The organism is Rhodococcus aetherivorans (genome assembly GCF_011058165.1).
GTDB lineage: Bacteria > Actinomycetota > Actinomycetes > Mycobacteriales > Mycobacteriaceae > Rhodococcus > Rhodococcus aetherivorans.
Genome location: NZ_JAALEG010000004.1, coordinates 23084 through 42053, shown reverse-complemented (window position 1 = coordinate 42053; position 18970 = coordinate 23084). Strand labels below are relative to the sequence as shown.

Genomic DNA, 18970 nt, shown 5'->3' with positions numbered 1-18970 from the left:
TGATTCGACGCACCGCGCAACCGGCTGCGAATCCCGGTGCCGGAAGGGATCAACCACGAACCACAGGACCCCCGGGCACCCTTGTCCCGGAAGCATCCGGTTTCGGACGTCGGCGGCACACCGAGGAATCTGCCGCCTCACCCCACGTCTCGTCGCGACCCGCGGCGGGACGAGACGGCAGGCGGTGGGATGATGACGGGCGTGCCGATGCCCTCACCGCTCCCCGTCAAGAACGGGGTCGGACCGACGCGCCTGCGCGTCCCGACGTCCGGTCCGTGGGCAACGATCGCCGCGTACGTCGTCGCGAGGTTCGACCACCTGGACGCCGACGACCTGTACCGGCGGTTCGACGCCGGCGAGATCGTGGGCTCCGACGGCAGTGCGATCGGTCGCGGAACCGCGCTGGGCGCGCATCGGTTCGTCTGGTACTACCGCGATCTGCCGGTGGAGGAACCGATGCCGTTCCACGAGGAGATCCTGCATGTCGACGACGACCTCGTCGTGATCGACAAGCCGCACTTCCTCCCGACCACTCCGGGCGGACGATACCTGCGCGAGTCCGCGCTCGTCCGGTTGCGGACCCGCCTCGACAACCCGGACCTGACGCCGATCCATCGACTCGACCGAGCGACCGCCGGCCTGGTGATGTTCTCGGCCCGTCCCGCGACGCGCGGCGCATACCAGTCGCTGTTCGAAAAGCGGCGGGTCGTGAAGGTTTACGAGGCGGTGTCGGCGCGACCGCCCGGGTGGGACCCGGACGCACCGGCGCTTGCCGGGCGCGCCCTGCCCATCGTCTACCGCAACCACATCGAGGCGCGGCGCGGGGAGTTACGGGTGGTCGTCGACAACTTCCGTGAGCCCAACGCCGAGACGGTGGTCGATGTGAGTGGGACCGGCGTGAGCGCCTCCGGACGTGCTGTGCTGCACACGGTTCTGCGTCCACACACCGGACGGATGCACCAGTTGCGGGTGCATCTGGCAGCGCTCGGCGCCGGGATCCTGGGCGACCGTTGGTATCCCGACCTGCTGCCCGAGGCCCCGGACGATCATTCCCTCCCACTCCAATTGCTCGCGCGGGAATTGGAGTTCAGCGATCCGCTGTCGGGGACGCCGCGAAGGTTCGTCACCCGCCGGACGCTGTGCGAGGCACCCGTGTCGGGGCGCTGAGCGCCGCGCGCGTGCGGCCGGGTGGCGTCGCGCTCGGCAACCCGGTGGACGCGACGGCCGAGGTCGTCGCCCGGCTCGAGCAGTTGCGACGCGAGAAGAAGCGGTCGGCGCGGCGCATCGCCCTCGCGCCGGCCACGGCATCGGGCACATCCACCGCATCGTCACCGACACCGGCTCGTGAGCAGACGCCGAGCCGGTGTCACCAACGTCGTGGCCTCATACATCTAGACGTTGAAGCGGAACTCCACGACGTCGCCGTCCGCCATCACGTAGTCCTTGCCCTCCATGCGGACCTTGCCCCGGGCCTTCGCCTCGGCCATCGACCCGGCCGAGTCGAGGTCCTCGAAGGAGACGACCTCGGCCTTGATGAAGCCCCGCTCGAAGTCGGAGTGGATGACGCCGGCGGCCTGCGGTGCGGTTGCACCCTGCGGGATGGTCCATGCACGAGCCTCTTTCGGACCGGCGGTGAGGTAGGTCTGCAGGCCGAGAGTGTGGAAGCCGACGCGGGCGAGCGAGTGCAGGCCCGGCTCGGTCTGGCCGATGGACTCGAGGAGCTCCTGGGCCTCGTCGGGCTCGAGTTCGATCAGCTCGGATTCGACCTTCGCGTCGAGGAACACACAGTCGGCCGGGGCGACGGCCGCGCGGAGTTCCTGCTGCTTCGCCTCGTCGGTGAGCACCGCCTCGTCGGCGTTGAACACGTACAGGAACGGTTTGGTCGTCATGAGGTTCAGCTCGCGCAGCAGGCCGAAGTCGAGCGAGTCCTTCGCCGCGAACAGGGTCTTCCCCTCGTTGAGCACGCCCTGGGCCTTGACGGCCTCGTCGAACTGCGGCTTGAGTTCCTTGTTCTTCTTCGCCTCCTTCTCGAGGCGTGGCAGGGCCTTCTCCAGGGTCTGCAGGTCGGCGAGGATCAGCTCCGTCTCGATGATCTCGATGTCCGCGAGCGGATCGACGCGGCCGTCGACATGGACGACGTCGTCGTCGGCGAACACCCGCACGACCTGGCAGATGGCCTCGGCCTCCCGGATGTTGGCGAGGAACTTGTTGCCGAGCCCGGCACCCTCGGAGGCGCCCTTGACGATGCCGGCAATGTCGACGAACGACACGGTCGCGGGCAGGATCCGCTGCGACCCGAAGATCTCGGCGAGCCGCTCCAGCCGCGGATCCGGCAGTTCGACGACGCCGACGTTCGGCTCGATGGTGGCGAACGGGTAGTTCGCGGCAAGCACTTCGTTCTTGGTCAGCGCGTTGAACAGCGTCGACTTTCCGACGTTGGGAAGACCGACGATTCCGAGGGTTAGGCTCACGGAATCGATATTCTACGTGGTCGCGGTCGCGCCCCTTCCATCCCCACGGCGTGCGACGGCCACCAGCCACTCGGCGTCGTCGTGCCACGGCCGCAGGTCCCAGGTGGCGAAGCGGTGCTCGAGGCTCAGGCCGGCGGCCGCGAGGTCGGCGGCGAACTGCGACGGGCGGTATGCCGCGCCGGTGGTGAAGCCGGCGACGAACACCCCACCGGGACGCAGATGCGCGGCGATCCGCTCGAGCACGGTCCGCTCCGAACCGGGCGCGAGGAACACCATCACGTTGCCGGCCGAGACCACCGCGTCGAACCGCTCGCCCGGCAGATCCAGCTGTGCCAGGTCGGCGAGATGCACGGTCAGCTCCGGGTGCGCCCGGGCCTCCTCCACGAGCACCGGGTCGAGGTCGACGGCGGTCACGCTGTGGCCACGCCGGGCCAGCTCGAGCCCGACACGGCCGGTGCCGCAGCCGGCGTCGAGGATCCGCGCGCCGCGCGGAACGAGCACGTCGACGAACCGGGCCTCCCCGTGCAGATCCGTCCCCGCATGGGCGAGCTCGGCGAACCGCTCGATGTAGGCCCGGGAATCCCCGGCACTGCGCTCGGACTGCCATCGCGTCGCGGACATGGGCCCGATGCTAGCCCGGGCCGCGGGCGTCAGCAGGCGACGCGGACGAGCTGCGAGATCCGGCCGGCCTGCTCCTCGGTGGGAGCGGTGTCCCCGTTCTGTGCCAGCTCCCCGACCTTCGCGATCACCTCCTGATCGCTCGCGCCGGAGTCGATCAGTGGGCACGTCTCGATGACGATCGCCTCGATGGAGGCGTCGTCGCGGTCGGCGGCGAGGTTGGGATAGCCCGTGCGGAACGCGGCGACGAACGTCGCGAGCTTCGCTTCGTCGAAGGCGCCGCGCGCCCGCTCGGCCACGCTCGACGCGGCGGAGGCGAGGCTCGAGGCCGCCCCGCCGAGCGTCGTGCGCGCCGCATCGGATTCGTTCGACGCGTCGTCACCGGAACTGCAGGACACGAGCACGACGGCCGCGGCACCCGCGGCCAGCACGGCGGTGAGCTTCCTCATGATCAGAGCCTGCCACGATCCGGGTGTTCGCGCCGGTGAACCGCCCCGCGGGGCGCGGTTCCCGTAGATTGCAGACGAGCCCGATCCACGTCGTCGAGAGCATCGGAAGGACCGTCCGTTGAGCGATGTGCAGAGCACCGAGCGGAAGCCACCGGCACCGAAACCGGACCGCACCACGCTGATCGCCTCCGGCGGGTTGACGCTGGCGAAGTGGTCGGCGGCGTTGGTGGTGATCGCGGCGGGCGCACTGGTCATCGGCTGGATCATCGAGAAGATGTGGGTGATCGTCCTGCCCGTGGCGCTGGCGATCGTCATCGCCACGATGCTGTGGCCGCCCACCCGCGGCATGATGAAGCGCGGCGTGCCGCCGGCGGCCGCGGCGGGCCTGACCCTGTTCCTGTTCTTCGCGATTCTCGGCGGCATCATCGCCGGCATCGTCCCGTCGGTGGTGGCGCAGGCGCCGGAGCTTGCGAACAAGACCACCGACGGCATCAACAAGGTGCTGGACTGGGTGCAGGGCCCCCCGGTCAACCTGAAGGACGAGCAGCTCGAGAACGCGACGCAGGTGGTGATCGACAAGGTCCAGGAAAGCGGCGCGACCATCGCCAGCGGCGTGTTCACCGGTGTCAGCACGGCCGGTTCCCTGCTGGTGACGATCGGTCTGGTACTCGTCCTGGTGTTCTTCTTCATCAAGGACGGCCCGCGGTTCATCCCGTGGGTGCACGCCGTCGGCGGCGGTCGCGCCGGGCGGCACCTCGAGGAGGTGCTGATCCGGATGTGGAACACCCTCGGCGGTTTCATCCGCACCCAGGCGCTCGTCAGCTTCATCGACGCGTTCTTCATCGGCCTGGGGTTGGTCATCCTCGGGGTGCCCCTCGCGCCCGTGCTGGCGATCCTCACGTTCATCGGCGGGTTCATCCCGATCGTGGGTGCCTTCGTCGCCGGAGCGCTCGCCGTCCTCGTGGCGCTGGTCGCGAACGGTCTGACCACCGCGATCATCGTTCTCGTCATCATCATCGCGGTGCAGCAGCTCGAGGGGAACGTGCTGCAGCCCGTGCTGCAGTCACGCAGCATGCACCTGCACGCGGTGGTGGTGCTGCTCGCCGTCACCGCCGGGACGTCGCTGTTCGGGATCATCGGCGCGTTCCTCGCCGTCCCCGTCGCGGCCGTCGCCGCGGTGGTGCTGCGCTACGTCGGCGAGCAGATCGACGAACGCAGCGCCGCGCCGGAGGAGCCCGAAACTGCCGGGGAGGAGACCCCGGCGCTGCCGCCGGGACCGGCGGCAGCCGAGCCGGGCCCGGCCTGATCGGCGGGGCTCAGCTCGCGATCTCCACCGTGGATCCGGTGCGGCCGCGCACGACGTGCAGGCGGCTGGGGATGCGCTGACGCATCTCGTCGACGTGGCTGACCACGCCGACGACGCGGCCGCCGGCGCGTAGCTCGTCGAGCACCCCCATCACCGCGTCGAGCGCGTCGGCGTCGAGCGTGCCGAACCCCTCGTCGATGAACATCGTGTCGAGCACCAGTCCCCCGGATTCGGCGGCGACGACGTCCGCGAGCCCGAGGGCCAGCGCCAGCGACGCCTGGAACGACTCGCCGCCCGAGAGGGTCTTCGTCGACCGCACCGCACCGGTGTACTCGTCGTGGATGTCGAGGCCGAGGCCGCCGCGCTTGCCGTGCGTGCCGGCGGCATCGGTGTGCACGAACTCGTAGCGGCCGCCGGACATGCGCCGCAGCCGCACCGACGCCGACTCGGCCACCTCCTCGAGGCGAGCCGCGAGGACGTACGAGCGCAGCGACATCTTGCGCGTGTTCTGCCCGGTGCCCGCGACGACGTCGGCGAGCGCTGCGAGTTCGGCCTGCTCGTCCCGCAGCGGCACCAGCTTGGCGTACTCCTCTTCGAGGCGCGCCGCGAACTTCTCGATGTCGGCGTGGCGCCGCTCGGCCTCGGAGGCCGCGGACACCGCCGCGGCCAGCGCGGCCGCGCTCCGGGTGACCGCCGCCTCCGGTTCCGTCAGGTCCACCGGGTCGTCGCCGACCCGGGCGGTGTCCGGGTCGTCGAGCACGGCCTGCGCGGCCGCACGCCGGTCCGCCGCCGCGCGCAGGGCTTGCTCGATCTCGCGGAGGCGCGAATCGGGGCGCACCGCCGAGAGTGCCTGCTCGATGCTCGCGAACCCGGCCCGTTCGGCGGCTGCCGCCGCCTCCTGGGCCCGCTCGCGCGCGACCGTCGCGGCGTTCGCGGCCCGCACCCGGGCGTCGAGCAGGTTCGCCGCGGCACCGGCGAGCGCCGCGATCCGACGTCGGCGGGCGGCGAGGGAGTCCTCGGCACCGGCCGCCGCGGTGATGCGGGTGCGGATCTCGTCGGCCTCTGCCGCGGCGCTCTCCTCGCGGTGCGCGGCCTGGGCGGCTTCGACGTCCACCGCGTGCGCCTGCTCGCGCAGGTCCGCGTCGAGCCCGCGCAGCCGGGCGATCTCGCCGCGATGGCGCTCGCGTTCGGCGGCGGTGGCCGCCGTCGCGGCGTGCGTGGCGGCGGCCGCGGCCCGCATCTCGGTGAGCGTGTCGAGACCGGCGTCACCGCAGCGCTGCCGCAGCACCGCGACGGTGTTGGCCGCGTCCGCGACCGCCGCCTGCGCCCGCGTCAGTTCCGCGGCGGCTCGCTGCTCGGCCTCCCGGGCGGCGTCCTCGTCCGCCTTGGTCGCGGTGTCCGAGGCGGGCCGGGCCGGGTTCGGGTGCGCCGTGGCTCCGCACACCACGCACGGACGCCCGTCGACCAGATCGGTGGCCAGCTCGGCGGCCATCCCGGCGATGCGGCGCTCGCGCACGTCGAGCAGGGCGGTGCGGGCGTCGTGGTGTGCGTCGCGCAGGGCGACGACCTCGTCCTCGAGGCGTCGCAGCCGGGGGGCCCGGTCCTGGAGTTCGGTGGCGGCCGCGAGGGCGTCGGTGGCCCGCGCCAGTTCGGCCTCGAGCCGGGGCAGCGTGGCCGCGGCCCGCTCGGACCGGCGCGCGGCCTCCTCCGCGGCGTCGCGGCGGCCCGGAAGTCCCTCCAGTTCCGCGGCGATCCGCTCGGCGCGCACGGCCAGGTCGCGCCGCTGCTGCTGCAGGGCGACGCGGTCGGCCTCGAGCCGGGTCAGGCGCTGCTCCTGTTCGAGCAGGGCGTCGAGGCGGACCACCTCTGCAGACCACCGCTGTTCGTGGGGGCGGATCAGAGCGCGGTCGGTTTCGGCGGGGGAACCGTCGAGCTCGGCGACGAGGGCCTGTCCCTCCCCGTCGGCGGCGAGCGGGGCGGCCGCGGCCACCGCGGCGGCGTGTGCGGCGGCGGCGGCCTCCGCGGCGCGGTGCGCGTCGCGGGCGACGTCGACGACCGGCGCCGCCCGCCGGGCCGTCTCGAGTTCCGTGGACAGGGTTTGCAGCTCGCCGGCCGCGGCATCGAGGTCGGCGAGTTCGGCGACCGCGCGGGCGCGTCGTTCCTGGCACCGTCGCAGCTCGGTCGCCTCGGCGAGGACCGCCCGGTCGCGGGTGTCGTCGGCGCGCGCGACGTCGAGCGCCGCGAGCGCGAGATCGCGGCTCTCGGCGGCGTCGTCGCGCAGCCGGTGCGCCCACACGACCGGTTCGGCGTCGGCGCCGGCCTCGAGGCCGGCCGCGGCGCTGACCTTGGCGAGCAGCAGGTCGACGGCGCGTTGCTGTTCTTCGAGGCGTTTGGCGGCGGTGCTGCGGCGGTCCTTGAACCAGCGCTCGACGGAGCCGAATCGCGTGGTGTCGAACAGCCGCTCGAGCAGCTTGCCGCGGTCCTCGCTGTCGGCGCGCAGGAACTTCGCGAACTCGCCCTGCGGCAGCAGCACCACCTGGAAGAACTGCTCGGCACTCATACCGAGCAGGCGCCGGACGGCCTCCCCGATGTCGGGCAGCCGCGAGAGGTGCTCGCCCGAGCCGTCGAGCCAGGTCAGGCTCGCCTTGGCATTCTGCTTGACGGTCCCGGTCCCGCGCAGCTTCGGGCGCTCGTAGTCGGGGCTGCGCACGATCCGCAGCCGCCGGCCCGCGATGGTCGCCTCGAGACTCACCTGCGGTGCGGTGCCGGCGGGGGCGTGGTCCGACAGCAGCCGGCGTCCGTCGGCGCGGGCTCCGGGCACCGTGCCGTACAGGGCGAACGCCACCGCGTCGAGAATGGAGGTCTTGCCGGCGCCGGTGCGGCCGTGCAGCAGGAACAGCCCGTCCGCGCCGAGCTCGTCGAAGTCCACCCGCACGGTGTCGGCGAACGGCCCGAACGCGGTGATCTCCAGCTGGTGCAGCCTCACGCGGACGCCTCCCCCGGTGCGACGGTCTGCTCGGTCCCGACGCCCGCGGCACGGTCGACGTCGCGCAGCGCCTGCTGCACCCAGCGCAGCTCCCGCTCGGACGGCTCCGATCGCACATCGGCCAGGAATCCGCGGGTGACGTCGAGGTCGCTTCGGCCGCGCACCTTCTGCCGGTAGGTGACGGTCGATGCCGCGACGGGCGGTTCCCACTCGACGTGGAGGGCACGGGGGAAACGGGACTGCAGCCGACGCATCGCGTCGAGGGGGCGCACGGCGTCGGTGAGGACGGCCGAGACGTAGTGGTCTTCCGCCCCGGTGTGCGCGACGTCGGTGAGCAGGTCGTCGAGGACGCCGGTGAGACGGCTCAGGCCCCGCACGACCGGCAGGTCGACGCGCTCGACGGCCGCCCGCCCGGTGGCGTCCAGATCGACGAGCCACACGGCCTTGCGGTGGGTGCGTTCGCCGAACGAGTACGGCAGCGGCGAGCCCGAGTAGCGGATGTGCTCGGCGACGGTCTGTGGGGAGTGGAGGTGACCGAGCGCGACGTAGTCGACGCCGTCGAACGCCGACGCCGGGACGGTTTCGACGCCGCCGACCGAGATCGACCGTTCGGAGCCGGCGGCCTCGGCGCCGACGACGAAGGCGTGGGCGAGCACCACTGCGCGAACGCCGCGGGCGCGCGCGTCGGCGCGGACCCGGTCCATCGCCGCCCCGAGGATCTCCGCGTGCGAGCGGGCCTCGGGCACCCCCAGTTCGGCGCGGGTGATCTCCGGCTCCAGATAGGGGATGCCGTAGAAGGCGACGGTGCCGTGGGCGTCGTCGAGCAGGACGGGCCGGTCGACCTGGGAGACCCGGGTGATCAGGTGCAGCCCGCCCTCGGCGGCGAATGCCGCGGCGGCGCCGAGACGGACGGGCGAGTCGTGGTTGCCGGACGTCGCGACGATGACGGCGCCGGCCCGGCGGATCGCCTCGAGTCCCGCGTTGCACACCGCGACGGCATCCGCGCTCGGGATGGACCGGTCGTAGACGTCGCCGGCCACCACCACCACGTCGACGCGCCGCTCGGCGACGAGGTCGGCGAGGGCAGCGAGGGCCTGCGCCTGGTCGGACAACAGGTCCACGCCGTGGAAGGTGCGGCCGATGTGCCAGTCCGAGGTGTGCAGGATCCGCATGCCGTCAGACCGTAGAGCAGCTCACCGACACGGCATCTCCCGGTCCGGGTGAGCCTGTCGGTCGTCTCGGGCATCATGCGCACCATGACGGCACTCACGGCACTCGCGTTGCTCGCCGCCCTCGCACTCGGCGCGGTTCTCGGCTGGTTGCTGCACGCCGCGCGCAGCGGCGACCGCGCCGCGCGGGCGGAGGCCCAGCTCGCGGCCCTGCGCGAGAACGAAGCGCAACTGCGGCAGGCGCTCGGTGCCGTGAGCGAGGATTCCGCCCGCCGGCATTCCGGTGCGATCGGCGAGCAGGTCTCACGTCTCGTCGGGCCGTTGCAGGAGGCGGTGGGAGCCCTCGCGCGGCAGGTGGAGCACGTCGAGCGGAACCGGGTGCACGCCTACGCCGGCCTGACCGAGCAGGTCGAGGGCATGCACCGCGCCTCGCAGCTGCTCTCGACGCAGACGCAGCAGCTGGTGACGGCCCTGCGCGCCCCGCAGGTGCGCGGACGATGGGGCGAGATCCAGCTCGAACGCGTGGTCGAGCTCGCCGGGATGGTGCGGCACTGCGACTTCGACACCCAGGTCGCCAAGGACGGGGTGCGCCCGGATCTGCTGGTGTATCTCGCCGGCGGCAAGCAGATCGTCGTGGATGCGAAGGTGCCGTTCGCCGCCTATCTCGACGCCGCCCAGGAGGAGGACGTCGCCCGGCGGGACCAGCACCTGGTGCGGCACGCCCGCCAGGTGCGCACGCATATCGATCAGCTCTCGGCGAAGGCCTACTGGGAGTCGTTCGATCCGACGCCCGAGTTCGTGGTGCTGTTCGTCCCCGGCGACCCGTTCCTCGATGCGGCGCTGGCCGCGGATTCGGAGCTGCTCGAGTACGCGTTCGCCCGGAACGTGATCCTGGCCACACCTACCACCCTCGTCGCGCTGCTGCGCACCATCGCGCACACGTGGCGGCAGGAGGCCCTGTCGAAGGAGGCCGCGACGATCCACCAGCTCGGCCGGGAGCTGTACCAGCGGATCGGCGTCGTCGGGGGGCACCTCGATCGGCTCGGATCCCAGCTGGGCAAGGCCGTCGACTCGTTCAATCTGACCGTCGCGTCGATGGAATCCCGGGTGGCGGTGACGGCGCGGAAGCTGAGCGAACTGGAGATCTTCGACGGCGAGCATCCGGAGGTGCGACCGGTCGACGCGTGGCCGCGCCGCACGACTCCGACCGACATCTCCGAGTCCGGCGGTCCTGTCGACGAAGCAAGTTGACCCGATGGGTCTAGTGTCGACATGTGTCTGCAACGCAACGTGCTCGCTCGGCGGTGCCGCTCGACATGCGGTCGGTGGCGCCCACTGTGCCTGGCGTCCCGTGGTGGGGCGCGATCCTCGTCGCGGCGGGCTCGACCCTGCTCGGCTTCCTCATCGACGCGGCACGCGGTAACGAGCTCGGCTCGGCGTTCTCCGCGTTCTACGTGCTCGGATGCATCGCGGCGGTGGCGGCCGTGCAGCACCGGGCGCTGTTCACGGCGATGGCGCAGCCGCCGCTGCTGCTCCTCGTCGCCGTCCCGATCGCGCAGGAGTTCCTCGTCGAATCCGGCGGCGGCGGCCTGAAGGATCTGGCGCTCAACGTCGCGTATCCGCTGGTGAACCGCTTCCCCGTGATGCTCACCGCCACGGTGGCGGTCCTGGTCGTCGGCGGCCTGCGGATCTTCCTGAGCCGGCCCCCCGTGCCGGCTCCGGCCCGAGCGGGCAGGAGGAGCGCACGCGCGGCAGCGCGTGCGGCCAAGGCCCCGTCGCGGGCCGCGCAGCAGGACCGCGACACCACCGTGCCCGCGAAGCCGGCGCGGGGCCGTCGCGGGCGCCCGGCCGCGCGGCCGCCCGCCTCCACCAAGGCCAGCGTGCGGCAGGTGGCGGACACGCGCGACAACCCGGTGGTGCGGCGCCGCACCACCGCCCCGGCCCCGGCTCCGGACGCGGTCCGTCGCGGCGCAACCGAACCGGCCGCGGCACGTGACGTCGCCGACCGGCCGCGGCGCAGCGAACCGGCACCGCGACGGGCCGCCGAGGCCCGCCGGGAATACGACCGGCGCGGCGACCACCGGACCCGCACCGACCGGCCCTACGAGCGGGGCGATGTTCCCCCGCCGCCCCGCAGGCAGTCCCCGGTTCCGGAGACCCCGGAATACCGGCGGCCCCGGGTGCGCTACCGGGACCGGTACGAGGACTGAGCGTGCCCGATCAGGCGCGCCGCGCGGAGCGCAGTTCCCGGGGCAGCGCGAACACCAGGGTCTCGTTGGCCGTGGTCACCGACTGCACGTCGGCGAAGCCGTGCTCGGCGAGCAGGTCGATCACGCCGCGCACCAGAACCTCCGGCACCGATGCGCCCGAGGTGATCCCGACGGTCTGCACGCCCTCGAGCCAGGCCGGGTCGACCTCGCGGGCGTAGTCGACGAGATGCGCGGCCCGGGCACCGGCACCCAGCGCCACCTCCACGAGCCGCACCGAGTTCGACGAGTTGCGCGAGCCCACGACGATGACGAGGTCGCATTCGGGCGCCATCGCCTTGACCGCCACCTGCCGATTCTGGGTGGCGTAGCAGATGTCGTCGCTCGGGGGGTCCTGCAGCAGGGGGAACTTCGTGCGCAGCCGCTGGACCGTCTCCATGGTCTCGTCGACGCTGAGGGTGGTCTGCGACAGCCAGATCACCTTGGCCTCGTCGCGCACGGTGACGTGGTCGACCGCGTCGGGCCCGTCGACGAGCTGGACGTGGTCGGGAGCCTCGCCGGCGGTGCCTTCCACCTCCTCGTGACCCTCGTGACCGATGAGCAGGATGTCGTAGTCGTCGCGGGCGAAGCGCTTGGCCTCCTGGTGCACCTTCGTCACCAGCGGGCACGTGGCATCGATGGTGCGCAGGTTGCGTTCGGCGGCGGAGGCGTGCACCGCGGGCGAGACACCGTGCGCCGAGAACACCAGCACCGCGCCCGCCGGCACCTGGTCGGTCTCGTCGACGAAGACCACGCCACGCTCGGCGAGGGTCTCGACCACGTGACGGTTGTGGACGATCTCCTTGCGGACGTAGATCGGGGCACCGTGCTTCTCGAGTGCCTTCTCCACCGTTTCGACGGCCCGGTCGACGCCGGCGCAGTACCCGCGCGGCTCGGCGAGCAGGACGCGCTTACCGGCAGCAGGTGAACCGGCCGACCGAGTGATTCCGACTTCGAGGGGAACAGGCGCAGACATGCCTCCAGGGTACGGGCCGTTCGCGGGGTCGGCCCTCGTCGGCTACCAATCGGGCGGCACGTGAGGCAGTCTGTTTCTCATGATCCGTCCACCGTTCATGGCGCGGGTGGCGGCCGGGCTGGCCGTCACCGCGTACGAAGAGACCCTCAAGCTGCCGTCCACCGCGGTCGCGCTGCCGATGACCACGGTCAGCCAGATCCTTCAGACAACGATGCGGATCCAGCAGACGATGACGTCGCTCGCCATCAAGGGCGACCAGCTGTTCGAGCTGCTCGGCGCGGCCCCCGCCGAGGAGCCGTCGTGGGCCACCTTCGACGACGACGCCGAGGTGCCGGCGGGCACTGCCGAGATGTCGACTGCCGCGGCGCCGGGGCGGTTCGCGCTCTACTCGATGCCGCCGGCCGCGGAGGCCGCGGTGCCGGTGGCCGCCGGCCCGAACGCGGGCAAGTCCCCCGTCGCCGAGACGGAGACCGCCGGCTCCGGCGCCGCCGAGACCGGGTCGCCCGCCGAGTCCACCGCCGCGAAGATCAGCGCCGGCAAGACCGCCGTCGGCGGCGCCGACGCGGCCGGGGGCAAATCCGCGAAGAAGGCGGCGAAGAAGACGGCCGCCGGGAGCGCGGCAGGATCCGAGGTGCCCGAGATCGTCGAACTGCTCGACTACCCGTCGCTGACCCTGGCACAGCTGCGGGCCCGGATGCGCACCCTGTCGGTCGAGGACCTGCGGGCGCTGCTCGAGTACGAGAGCGCCACGCGCGCACGCGACCCGTTCGAGACCATGCTGTCCAACCGGATCGCGAACGCAAGCACCAAGTGACCTCCGCGCCCACGGTCACCCCGTCCAACTCCGCGGAGCATCCGTGGCCGGTCCGGACCGTCTCGCAGAAGGTCGCCGGCTGGATCGACCGGCTCGGTTCGGTCTGGGTGGAGGGCCAGATCACCCAGCTCAACGTGCGTCCCGGCACCCGCACCGCGTTCCTCACGTTGCGGGATCCGTCGGCGGACATGTCGCTGTCGGTGACGTGCTCGCCGCAACTGGTGCAGAACTCCCCCGTACCGCTCACCGAGGGCAGCCGGGTGGTGATGTTCGGCAAGCTGTCGTTCTGGACCGGCCGCGGCACCCTCGCCCTGCGGGTCACCGAGATCCGCGCCGTCGGTATCGGCGAACTCCTCGCCCGCATCGAGCGGCTGCGTGCGCTGCTCGCGGCCGAGGGACTGTTCGACCCTCGGCTCAAGCGGCCCCTGCCGTTCCTGCCGCAGCGGATCGGTCTGATCACCGGGCGCGCGAGCGCCGCCGAGCGGGACGTGCTCAGCGTCGCGCAGCGCCGATGGCCGGCCGTCCGTTTCGAGATCCGCAACACCGCCGTCCAGGGGCCCACCGCGGTCCCGCAGATCCTGGATGCGCTCGAGGAACTCGACGCCGACCCGTCCGTCGACGTCATCGTGCTCGCGCGCGGCGGCGGCAGCGTGGAGGACCTGCTGCCGTTCTCGGACGAGGCGCTGTGCCGCGCGATCGTCCGGTGCACGACGCCGGTGGTCAGCGCCATCGGGCACGAACCGGACAGCCCGCTGTCCGACCACGTCGCCGACCTGCGGGCGGCGACCCCCACCGACGCCGCCAAACGGATCGTGCCGGACGCGGTGGCCGAACAGGACCTGGTGGACGAGCTACGAGGGCGGTCGGCGGCGGCGCTGCGGAACTGGGTGCGCCGGGAGGAGCACGTGATCGAGCAGTTGCGCAGCCGGCCGGTGCTCGCAGACCCCCTGAGCACCGTCGACCGGCGAAGCGAGGAGATCGAGCGGCTGCGGCAGTGCGCCCGTCGCGACGTGACCCGCGCGATCGACGCCGAGGCCGCCCGGATCGAGCACCTCGGTGCGCGGCTCGCGACCCTCGGTCCCGCCGCCACCCTCGCCCGCGGCTACGCGGTGGTCCAGCGGGTGGTCCCCGACGGGGATCCGGAGGTGCTGCGGTCGGCCGGCGACGCACCGCCCGGCACCCAGCTGCGGGTGCGGGTCACCGACGGGGCGCTGCGCGCCGCCGTCATCGGACGAGAGAAGTGACGGGGAACGGATGAGCGAGACGAAGGACACGGCCGCGAGCGGCCCGAAGACCACGGCCGCGAGCGGCCCGAAGACCACCTCCGCGAGCGGCCCGAACGACGACGTGGCGGAGTTCGGCTACGAGCGTGCGCGCGACGAACTGGTCAACGTGGTCAAGATGCTCGAACAGGGTGGCTTGGACCTGGACGATTCGCTGGCGCTGTGGGAACGGGGCGAGGCGCTCGCGCGGCGCTGCGAGGAGCATCTCGCCGGTGCCCGGCAGCGTGTGGAGACCGCGCTGTCGCACGCCGACGACGACGAGGAGTGAGCGGAGCGGCTGCTAGGGCTGCAGCGGTTCGGCCGCACCCGCGGCGGTCGCCAGCTCGCGGAACTCGGCCTCGTCGCCGGAGCCGCCGATGAGGATCCGGACGTCGCCGAAGTCGGACACCCACAGCGGTTCGACGCCCTCGCCGCCGTAGACCACCCAGTCGCGGCCGGCGAGGCTCTGCGCCCCGGTCGCGGTGCGCGGCTCCCCGGCGACGAACCGCACCAGCTCGTCCTCCCCCGCATTCGACTGGGTGAACCGCACGTACCGGCCGTCAGGGGTGATGAATCCGACGGTGCTCGAATCGCCACCCTGCTCGCCGGTGATGATGCTGCGGCTGCCGGAGTTGGCCTGCCAGTCCTCGGGCACCTTCGGCTGCCGGATCGGGAAGTCCAGCTCGCGGGCGTCGTACTTCAGGCCGGCGTCGACGTCGAAGCTGGGCACGGGTCCCGCCGTGGGGCCGCCGGGGCTGAAGGAGCATTGGCTGGCGATCGCGGCCACGACGACCATGATCAGCAGAAGCGGGATCAGCGACCACGCCATGTCGCGCGTGTCGTGGAGAATGCGGGGTTTCTGGGAGGCCACGCTTCCAGTCTGACAGCCGTCCGCACCGATACCCGCACGTGGCCGGGTCCGAGCCCCGCCGACGGGGCGGTGATGAGAGAATTACCACTCGAAACCATCGGAACCCGGCGGCTGTCCCCTCGGCGGCCGTCCCGCGTCGGCGTCCGCGCCGACCGACTGCATCAGGAGGCAGTAGCCCATGACGGCCAGCACCCCGACCCGCCGCCAGGCCCCGGACCGCAATCTCGCCCTCGAGCTGGTGCGTGTCACCGAGGCCGCGGCGATGGCTGCGGGCCGCTGGGTCGGCCGCGGTGACAAGGAAGGCGGCGACGGCGCCGCCGTCGACGCCATGCGTCACATGGTCAGCTCGGTGTCGATGCGCGGCGTCGTCGTGATCGGTGAGGGCGAGAAGGACGAGGCGCCCATGCTCTACAACGGCGAGGAGGTCGGCAACGGCGACGGTCCGCTGTGCGACGTGGCGGTCGACCCGATCGACGGCACCACCCTGATGGCGAAGGGTGCGCCCGGCTCCATCGCGGTGCTCGCCGTCGCCGAGCGCGGCGCCATGTTCGACCCGTCCGCCGTGTTCTACATGGACAAGATCGCCGTCGGCCCGGAGGCCGCGGACGTCATCGACATCACCGCGCCCGTCGCCGAGAACATCAGCCGGGTCGCGAAGGCGAAGCACTCGGAGATCTCCGACATCACCGTCACGATCCTCGACCGTCCCCGGCACGCGCAGCTCATCAGCGATGTGCGCGCGACCGGCGCGCGCATCCGCCTGATCTCCGACGGTGACGTCGCCGGCGCGATCGCCGCGGCGCGCCCGGGTTCGGGTGTCGACATGCTGCTCGGCATCGGCGGCACCCCGGAGGGCATCATCGCCGCGGCCGCGATGCGCTGCATGGGTGGCGCGCTGCAGGGCCGGCTGGCGCCGAAGGACGACGCGGAGCGGCAGAAGGCGATCGACGCGGGCCACGAACCGGGCCGCGTGCTGACCACCACGGACCTGGTCAAGGGCGAGAACATCTTCTTCTGCGCGACCGGCGTCACCGACGGCGAACTCGTCAAGGGTGTCCGCTACTACGGCGGCGGCGCGACGACGCAGTCGATCGTGATGCGCAGCAAGTCCGGCACCGTCCGGATGGTCGAGGCGTACCACCGTCTGAAGAAGCTCAGCGAGTTCACGTCGATCGATTTCCACGGCGTCGCGGGGGCCGTTCCTCCCATGCCGTGACCCGCTTCGCGGTCGTGGTGTCCTTTCGGATCTCCGCCGGTCCGAAGGGGCGCCCCTGCGGCGCGAGCCGCCTACTGTGAAGCCATGGCCGAAAATCCCGAGCAGCAGTTCCGAATCGAACACGACACCATGGGTGAGGTCCGGGTCCCGGCCGACGCCCTGTGGCGCGCTCAGACCCAGCGGGCCGTGGAGAACTTCCCGATCTCCGGCCGCGGCCTCGAACGCACCCAGATCCGCGCGATGGGCCTGCTCAAGGCGGCGTGTGCCCGGGTCAACCAGGACCTGGGCCTGCTCGACGCGGAGAAGGCCGACGCGATCGTCGCCGCCGCTACCGAGATCGCCGAGGGCCTGCACGACGACCAGTTCCCCATCGACGTGTTCCAGACCGGTTCGGGCACGAGCTCGAACATGAACGCCAACGAGGTCATCGCGAGCCTCGCCGCGCAGCGCGGGGTGACGGTGCATCCCAACGATCACGTCAACATGTCGCAGTCGTCGAACGACACCTTCCCCACCGCGACGCACGTCGCCGCCACCGAGGCGGCGGTGAAGGATCTCATCCCGGCCCTCGACCAGCTGCGGGCGTCCCTCGCCGCGAAGGCGGAGGAGTGGAAGCGGGTCGTCAAGTCCGGCCGGACCCATCTGATGGATGCCGTGCCGGTCACGCTCGGGCAGGAGTTCGGGGGCTACGCCCGGCAGATCGAGGCCGGCATCGAGCGGGTGCAGGCGACGCTGCCGCGGCTCGGCGAGCTGGCCATCGGCGGCACCGCCGTCGGCACGGGCCTGAATGCCCCCGAGGGGTTCGGCCCCCGCGTCGTCGCCGAACTGGTGCGCGCGACCGGGGTGGAGGCGCTGACGCCGGCGAAGAACAGTTTCGAAGCGCAGGCCGCGCGCGACGGCCTGGTCGAGGCGTCCGGGGCGCTGCGGACCATCGCGGTCTCGCTGACGAAGATCGCCAACGACATCCGGTGGATGGGGTCGGGTCCGTTGACGGGTCTCGCCGAGATCCAGCTGCCGGACCTGCAGCCGGGCAGCTCGATCATGCCGGGCAAGGTGAACCCCGTGCTGCCGGAGGCGGTGACCCAGGTGGCGGCGCAGGTCGTGGGCAACGACGCGGCCGTGGCGTGGGGCGGCGCCGCGGGCGCGTTCGAGCTCAACGTGTACATCCCGATGATGGCCCGCAACCTGCTCGAGTCGTTGCGCCTGCTGGCCAACGTCTCGCGCCTGTTCGCCGAGCGGTGCGTCGACGGTCTCGTGGCGAACACCGAGCACCTGCGCACCCTGGCGGAGTCGTCGCCGTCGATCGTGACGCCGCTGAACTCGGCGATCGGATACGAGGAGGCCGCCGCGGTCGCGAAGGAGGCGCTGCGGGAGAAGAAGACGATCCGGCAGGCGGTGATCGACCGGGGCCTGATCGGCGACGGCCTGAGCGAGGAGGAGCTGGACCGGCGGCTCGACGTGCTGGCGATGACGCGGGTCGAGCCGCAGGGCTGACTGCGCCCGACGCCGGTGGGGTCTTGTGACAGGCGTCTCATCGTGGTCTCATATGAAGCTGAATTCCAATTCAGGTCTTCAGGAAGCGAGACGCCATGACCACCGTCCCCACCGTCACCGGCACCGTCGACAGCGGCAGCCTCGGCCGGACGTTGATGCACGAGCACCTGTTCGTCCTCTCCCCCGAACTGCACGGCAACTGGGACATCGGCGTCGACCTCGACGCGGCGGTCGCGGAGGCGATCGACCGCGTCCGGGAGGTGCACGCGGCCGGCTTCGACACGTTCGTCGACCTCACCGTGGTCGGCACGGGCCGCAACATCGACCTGATCCGGCGGGTCGCCGAGGCCACCGACATGAACATCGTCGTGGCGACCGGTCTCTACACCTACATGGACCTGCCGCACTACTTCCACTACCGCGGTTCCGGCACCCTGTTCGGTGGCCCGGAACCCCTGGTGGACTTCTTCGTCCGCGACATCGAGGAGGGCATCCTCGATTCCGGAGTGCGCGCCGGAATGCTCAAGTGCGCCATCGACGCCCCGGGCCTGACCGCAGGCGTCGAGCGCACGGCCCGGGCCGTGGCGGTCGCCCACCGCCGCACCGGCGTGCCGATCACCGTGCACACCCACGCCCACTCCGAGTCGGGGCTGGTGATGCAGCGCCTGTTCACCGAGGAGGGTGTCGACCTCTCCCGTGTGATCGTCGGCCACAGCGGCGATTCCGACGACATCGGCTACCTCACGTCGCTGATGGACGCCGGGTCGTACATCGGCATGGACCGCTGCGGCGTCGACGTCTACCTCGGATTCGAGCAGCGGGTGAAGACCATCGCGACCCTCGTCGAGCGCGGCTATGCCGGCCGGATGCTGCTGTCGCAGGACTACGCCACCCTCAACGACTGGCTCGATCCGAAGATGCTCGCCGTGGAGACGCCGCGGTGGAGCTACATGCACCTGCACAACGACGTGCTGCCCGCCCTGCGGGAGGCCGGGGTGAGCGAGGCGGACATCGACCGGATGCTGATCGACAACCCGCGCGAGATCTTCGAACGCCGCGACACGTACTGAGTCGGGTGCCGTCCGCTGCCGG

Annotated in this window: 17 protein-coding genes; 10 read left to right on the top strand and 7 right to left on the bottom strand. The window is 71.9% G+C overall.

Features of this window, described 5'->3' with window-relative positions; translation table 11 throughout:
* Window positions 1-189: 189 nt before the first annotated feature.
* On the top strand, window positions 190-1167 hold the full coding sequence (locus tag G6039_RS02695; protein ID WP_043799180.1) for a pseudouridine synthase: 978 nt from the start codon (window positions 190-192) through the stop codon (window positions 1165-1167).
* A 224-nt stretch (window positions 1168-1391) separates the two neighbouring features.
* On the opposite strand, the gene ychF is transcribed toward G6039_RS02695, so the two are convergent.
* The 3 genes from ychF to G6039_RS02680 are packed head-to-tail and all read right to left on the bottom strand — an operon-like array spanning window position 1392 to window position 3538.
* Window positions 1392-2471 carry a redox-regulated ATPase YchF gene (ychF, locus tag G6039_RS02690; RefSeq protein ID WP_006934885.1) on the bottom strand — a complete coding sequence of 360 codons (1080 nt, stop codon included), beginning with the start codon at window positions 2469-2471 and terminating at the stop codon, window positions 1392-1394.
* 12 nt (window positions 2472-2483) lie between these two features.
* Window positions 2484-3092: a class I SAM-dependent methyltransferase gene (locus tag G6039_RS02685; RefSeq protein WP_029542249.1), complete on the bottom strand. Its 609-nt coding sequence runs from the start codon at window positions 3090-3092 to the stop codon at window positions 2484-2486.
* A 29-nt stretch (window positions 3093-3121) separates the two neighbouring features.
* Window positions 3122-3538, bottom strand: coding sequence for a hypothetical protein (locus tag G6039_RS02680; protein WP_029542247.1), 417 nt, complete (start codon window positions 3536-3538; stop codon window positions 3122-3124).
* A gap of 127 nt (window positions 3539-3665) precedes the next feature.
* Between G6039_RS02680 and G6039_RS02675 the strand changes: the two genes are divergently transcribed.
* A complete protein-coding gene (locus G6039_RS02675) occupies window positions 3666-4844 on the top strand; it encodes an AI-2E family transporter (RefSeq protein ID WP_043799175.1) in 1179 nt (392 codons plus the stop codon).
* A gap of 10 nt (window positions 4845-4854) precedes the next feature.
* On the opposite strand, the gene G6039_RS02670 is transcribed toward G6039_RS02675, so the two are convergent.
* Together G6039_RS02670 and G6039_RS02665 are read right to left on the bottom strand one after the other, a co-directional pair.
* The gene (locus G6039_RS02670; protein WP_043799172.1) at window positions 4855-7830 is read right to left on the bottom strand and encodes an AAA family ATPase; all 2976 of its coding nucleotides are present in this window, start codon (window positions 7828-7830) and stop codon (window positions 4855-4857) included.
* Window positions 7827-9002: an exonuclease SbcCD subunit D gene (locus G6039_RS02665; RefSeq protein ID WP_006932915.1), complete on the bottom strand. Its 1176-nt coding sequence runs from the start codon at window positions 9000-9002 to the stop codon at window positions 7827-7829. Before G6039_RS02665 ends, G6039_RS02670 begins: the two co-directional genes overlap by 4 nt.
* An 84-nt stretch (window positions 9003-9086) precedes the next feature.
* On the opposite strand from G6039_RS02665, the gene G6039_RS02660 reads away from it, so the two are divergent.
* Together G6039_RS02660 and G6039_RS02655 are read left to right on the top strand one after the other, a co-directional pair.
* Complete coding sequence (locus tag G6039_RS02660) at window positions 9087-10250, top strand: DNA recombination protein RmuC (protein ID WP_029542241.1); 1164 nt, start codon at window positions 9087-9089, stop codon at window positions 10248-10250.
* Between the two features lie 53 nt (window positions 10251-10303).
* Window positions 10304-11209, top strand: a complete 906-nt coding sequence (locus G6039_RS02655; RefSeq protein ID WP_006932913.1) for a DUF6542 domain-containing protein — start codon at window positions 10304-10306, stop codon at window positions 11207-11209.
* 10 nt (window positions 11210-11219) lie between these two features.
* On the opposite strand, the gene G6039_RS02650 is transcribed toward G6039_RS02655, so the two are convergent.
* Window positions 11220-12221 (bottom strand): 4-hydroxy-3-methylbut-2-enyl diphosphate reductase, encoded by a 1002-nt coding sequence (locus G6039_RS02650; protein ID WP_006932912.1) that lies wholly within the window; start codon window positions 12219-12221, stop codon window positions 11220-11222.
* Window positions 12222-12300: 79 nt separating this feature from the next.
* On the opposite strand from G6039_RS02650, the gene G6039_RS02645 reads away from it, so the two are divergent.
* From G6039_RS02645 to G6039_RS02635, 3 genes are all read left to right on the top strand, one after another.
* Window positions 12301-13035, top strand: a complete 735-nt coding sequence (locus G6039_RS02645; protein ID WP_006932911.1) for a lipid droplet-associated protein — start codon at window positions 12301-12303, stop codon at window positions 13033-13035.
* The gene (xseA, locus tag G6039_RS02640) at window positions 13032-14279 is read left to right on the top strand and encodes an exodeoxyribonuclease VII large subunit (protein ID WP_006932910.1); all 1248 of its coding nucleotides are present in this window, start codon (window positions 13032-13034) and stop codon (window positions 14277-14279) included. The genes G6039_RS02645 and xseA overlap by 4 nt, the downstream gene beginning before the upstream one ends.
* Window positions 14280-14382: 103 nt before the next feature.
* Entirely contained in the window at window positions 14383-14586 is a 204-nt protein-coding gene (locus tag G6039_RS02635) for an exodeoxyribonuclease VII small subunit (protein ID WP_037201491.1), read from the top strand.
* A gap of 12 nt (window positions 14587-14598) precedes the next feature.
* Here G6039_RS02635 and G6039_RS02630 read toward each other — a convergent pair whose 3' ends face one another.
* On the bottom strand, window positions 14599-15168 hold the full coding sequence (locus G6039_RS02630; protein WP_072634681.1) for a DUF4245 domain-containing protein: 570 nt from the start codon (window positions 15166-15168) through the stop codon (window positions 14599-14601).
* Between the two features lie 178 nt (window positions 15169-15346).
* Here G6039_RS02630 and glpX point away from each other — a divergent pair, with 178 nt between their 5' ends.
* The 3 genes from glpX (at window position 15347) to G6039_RS02615 (ending at window position 18948) form a co-directional block, all read left to right on the top strand.
* Window positions 15347-16384, top strand: coding sequence for a class II fructose-bisphosphatase (gene glpX, locus G6039_RS02625; RefSeq protein WP_006932905.1), 1038 nt, complete (start codon window positions 15347-15349; stop codon window positions 16382-16384).
* 84 nt (window positions 16385-16468) lie between these two features.
* Window positions 16469-17878 (top strand): class II fumarate hydratase, encoded by a 1410-nt coding sequence (locus tag G6039_RS02620; RefSeq protein WP_029542230.1) that lies wholly within the window; start codon window positions 16469-16471, stop codon window positions 17876-17878.
* 95 nt (window positions 17879-17973) lie between these two features.
* Window positions 17974-18948, top strand: coding sequence for a phosphotriesterase family protein (locus G6039_RS02615; RefSeq protein WP_043799717.1), 975 nt, complete (start codon window positions 17974-17976; stop codon window positions 18946-18948).
* Window positions 18949-18970 lie beyond the last annotated feature (22 nt).

Coding starts and splice junctions, on each gene's coding strand:
- glpX (WP_006932905.1), top strand. CDS start 15,347: ATGACGGCCAGCACCCCGACCCGCCGCCAGGCCCCGGACCGCAATCTC.
- G6039_RS02660 (WP_029542241.1), top strand. CDS start 9,087: ATGACGGCACTCACGGCACTCGCGTTGCTCGCCGCCCTCGCACTCGGC.
- G6039_RS02620 (WP_029542230.1), top strand. CDS start 16,469: ATGGCCGAAAATCCCGAGCAGCAGTTCCGAATCGAACACGACACCATG.
- G6039_RS02645 (WP_006932911.1), top strand. CDS start 12,301: ATGATCCGTCCACCGTTCATGGCGCGGGTGGCGGCCGGGCTGGCCGTC.
- G6039_RS02615 (WP_043799717.1), top strand. CDS start 17,974: ATGACCACCGTCCCCACCGTCACCGGCACCGTCGACAGCGGCAGCCTC.
- G6039_RS02665 (WP_006932915.1), bottom strand. CDS start 9,002: ATGCGGATCCTGCACACCTCGGACTGGCACATCGGCCGCACCTTCCAC.
- G6039_RS02695 (WP_043799180.1), top strand. CDS start 190: ATGATGACGGGCGTGCCGATGCCCTCACCGCTCCCCGTCAAGAACGGG.
- G6039_RS02685 (WP_029542249.1), bottom strand. CDS start 3,092: ATGTCCGCGACGCGATGGCAGTCCGAGCGCAGTGCCGGGGATTCCCGG.
- G6039_RS02680 (WP_029542247.1), bottom strand. CDS start 3,538: ATGAGGAAGCTCACCGCCGTGCTGGCCGCGGGTGCCGCGGCCGTCGTG.
- G6039_RS02650 (WP_006932912.1), bottom strand. CDS start 12,221: ATGTCTGCGCCTGTTCCCCTCGAAGTCGGAATCACTCGGTCGGCCGGT.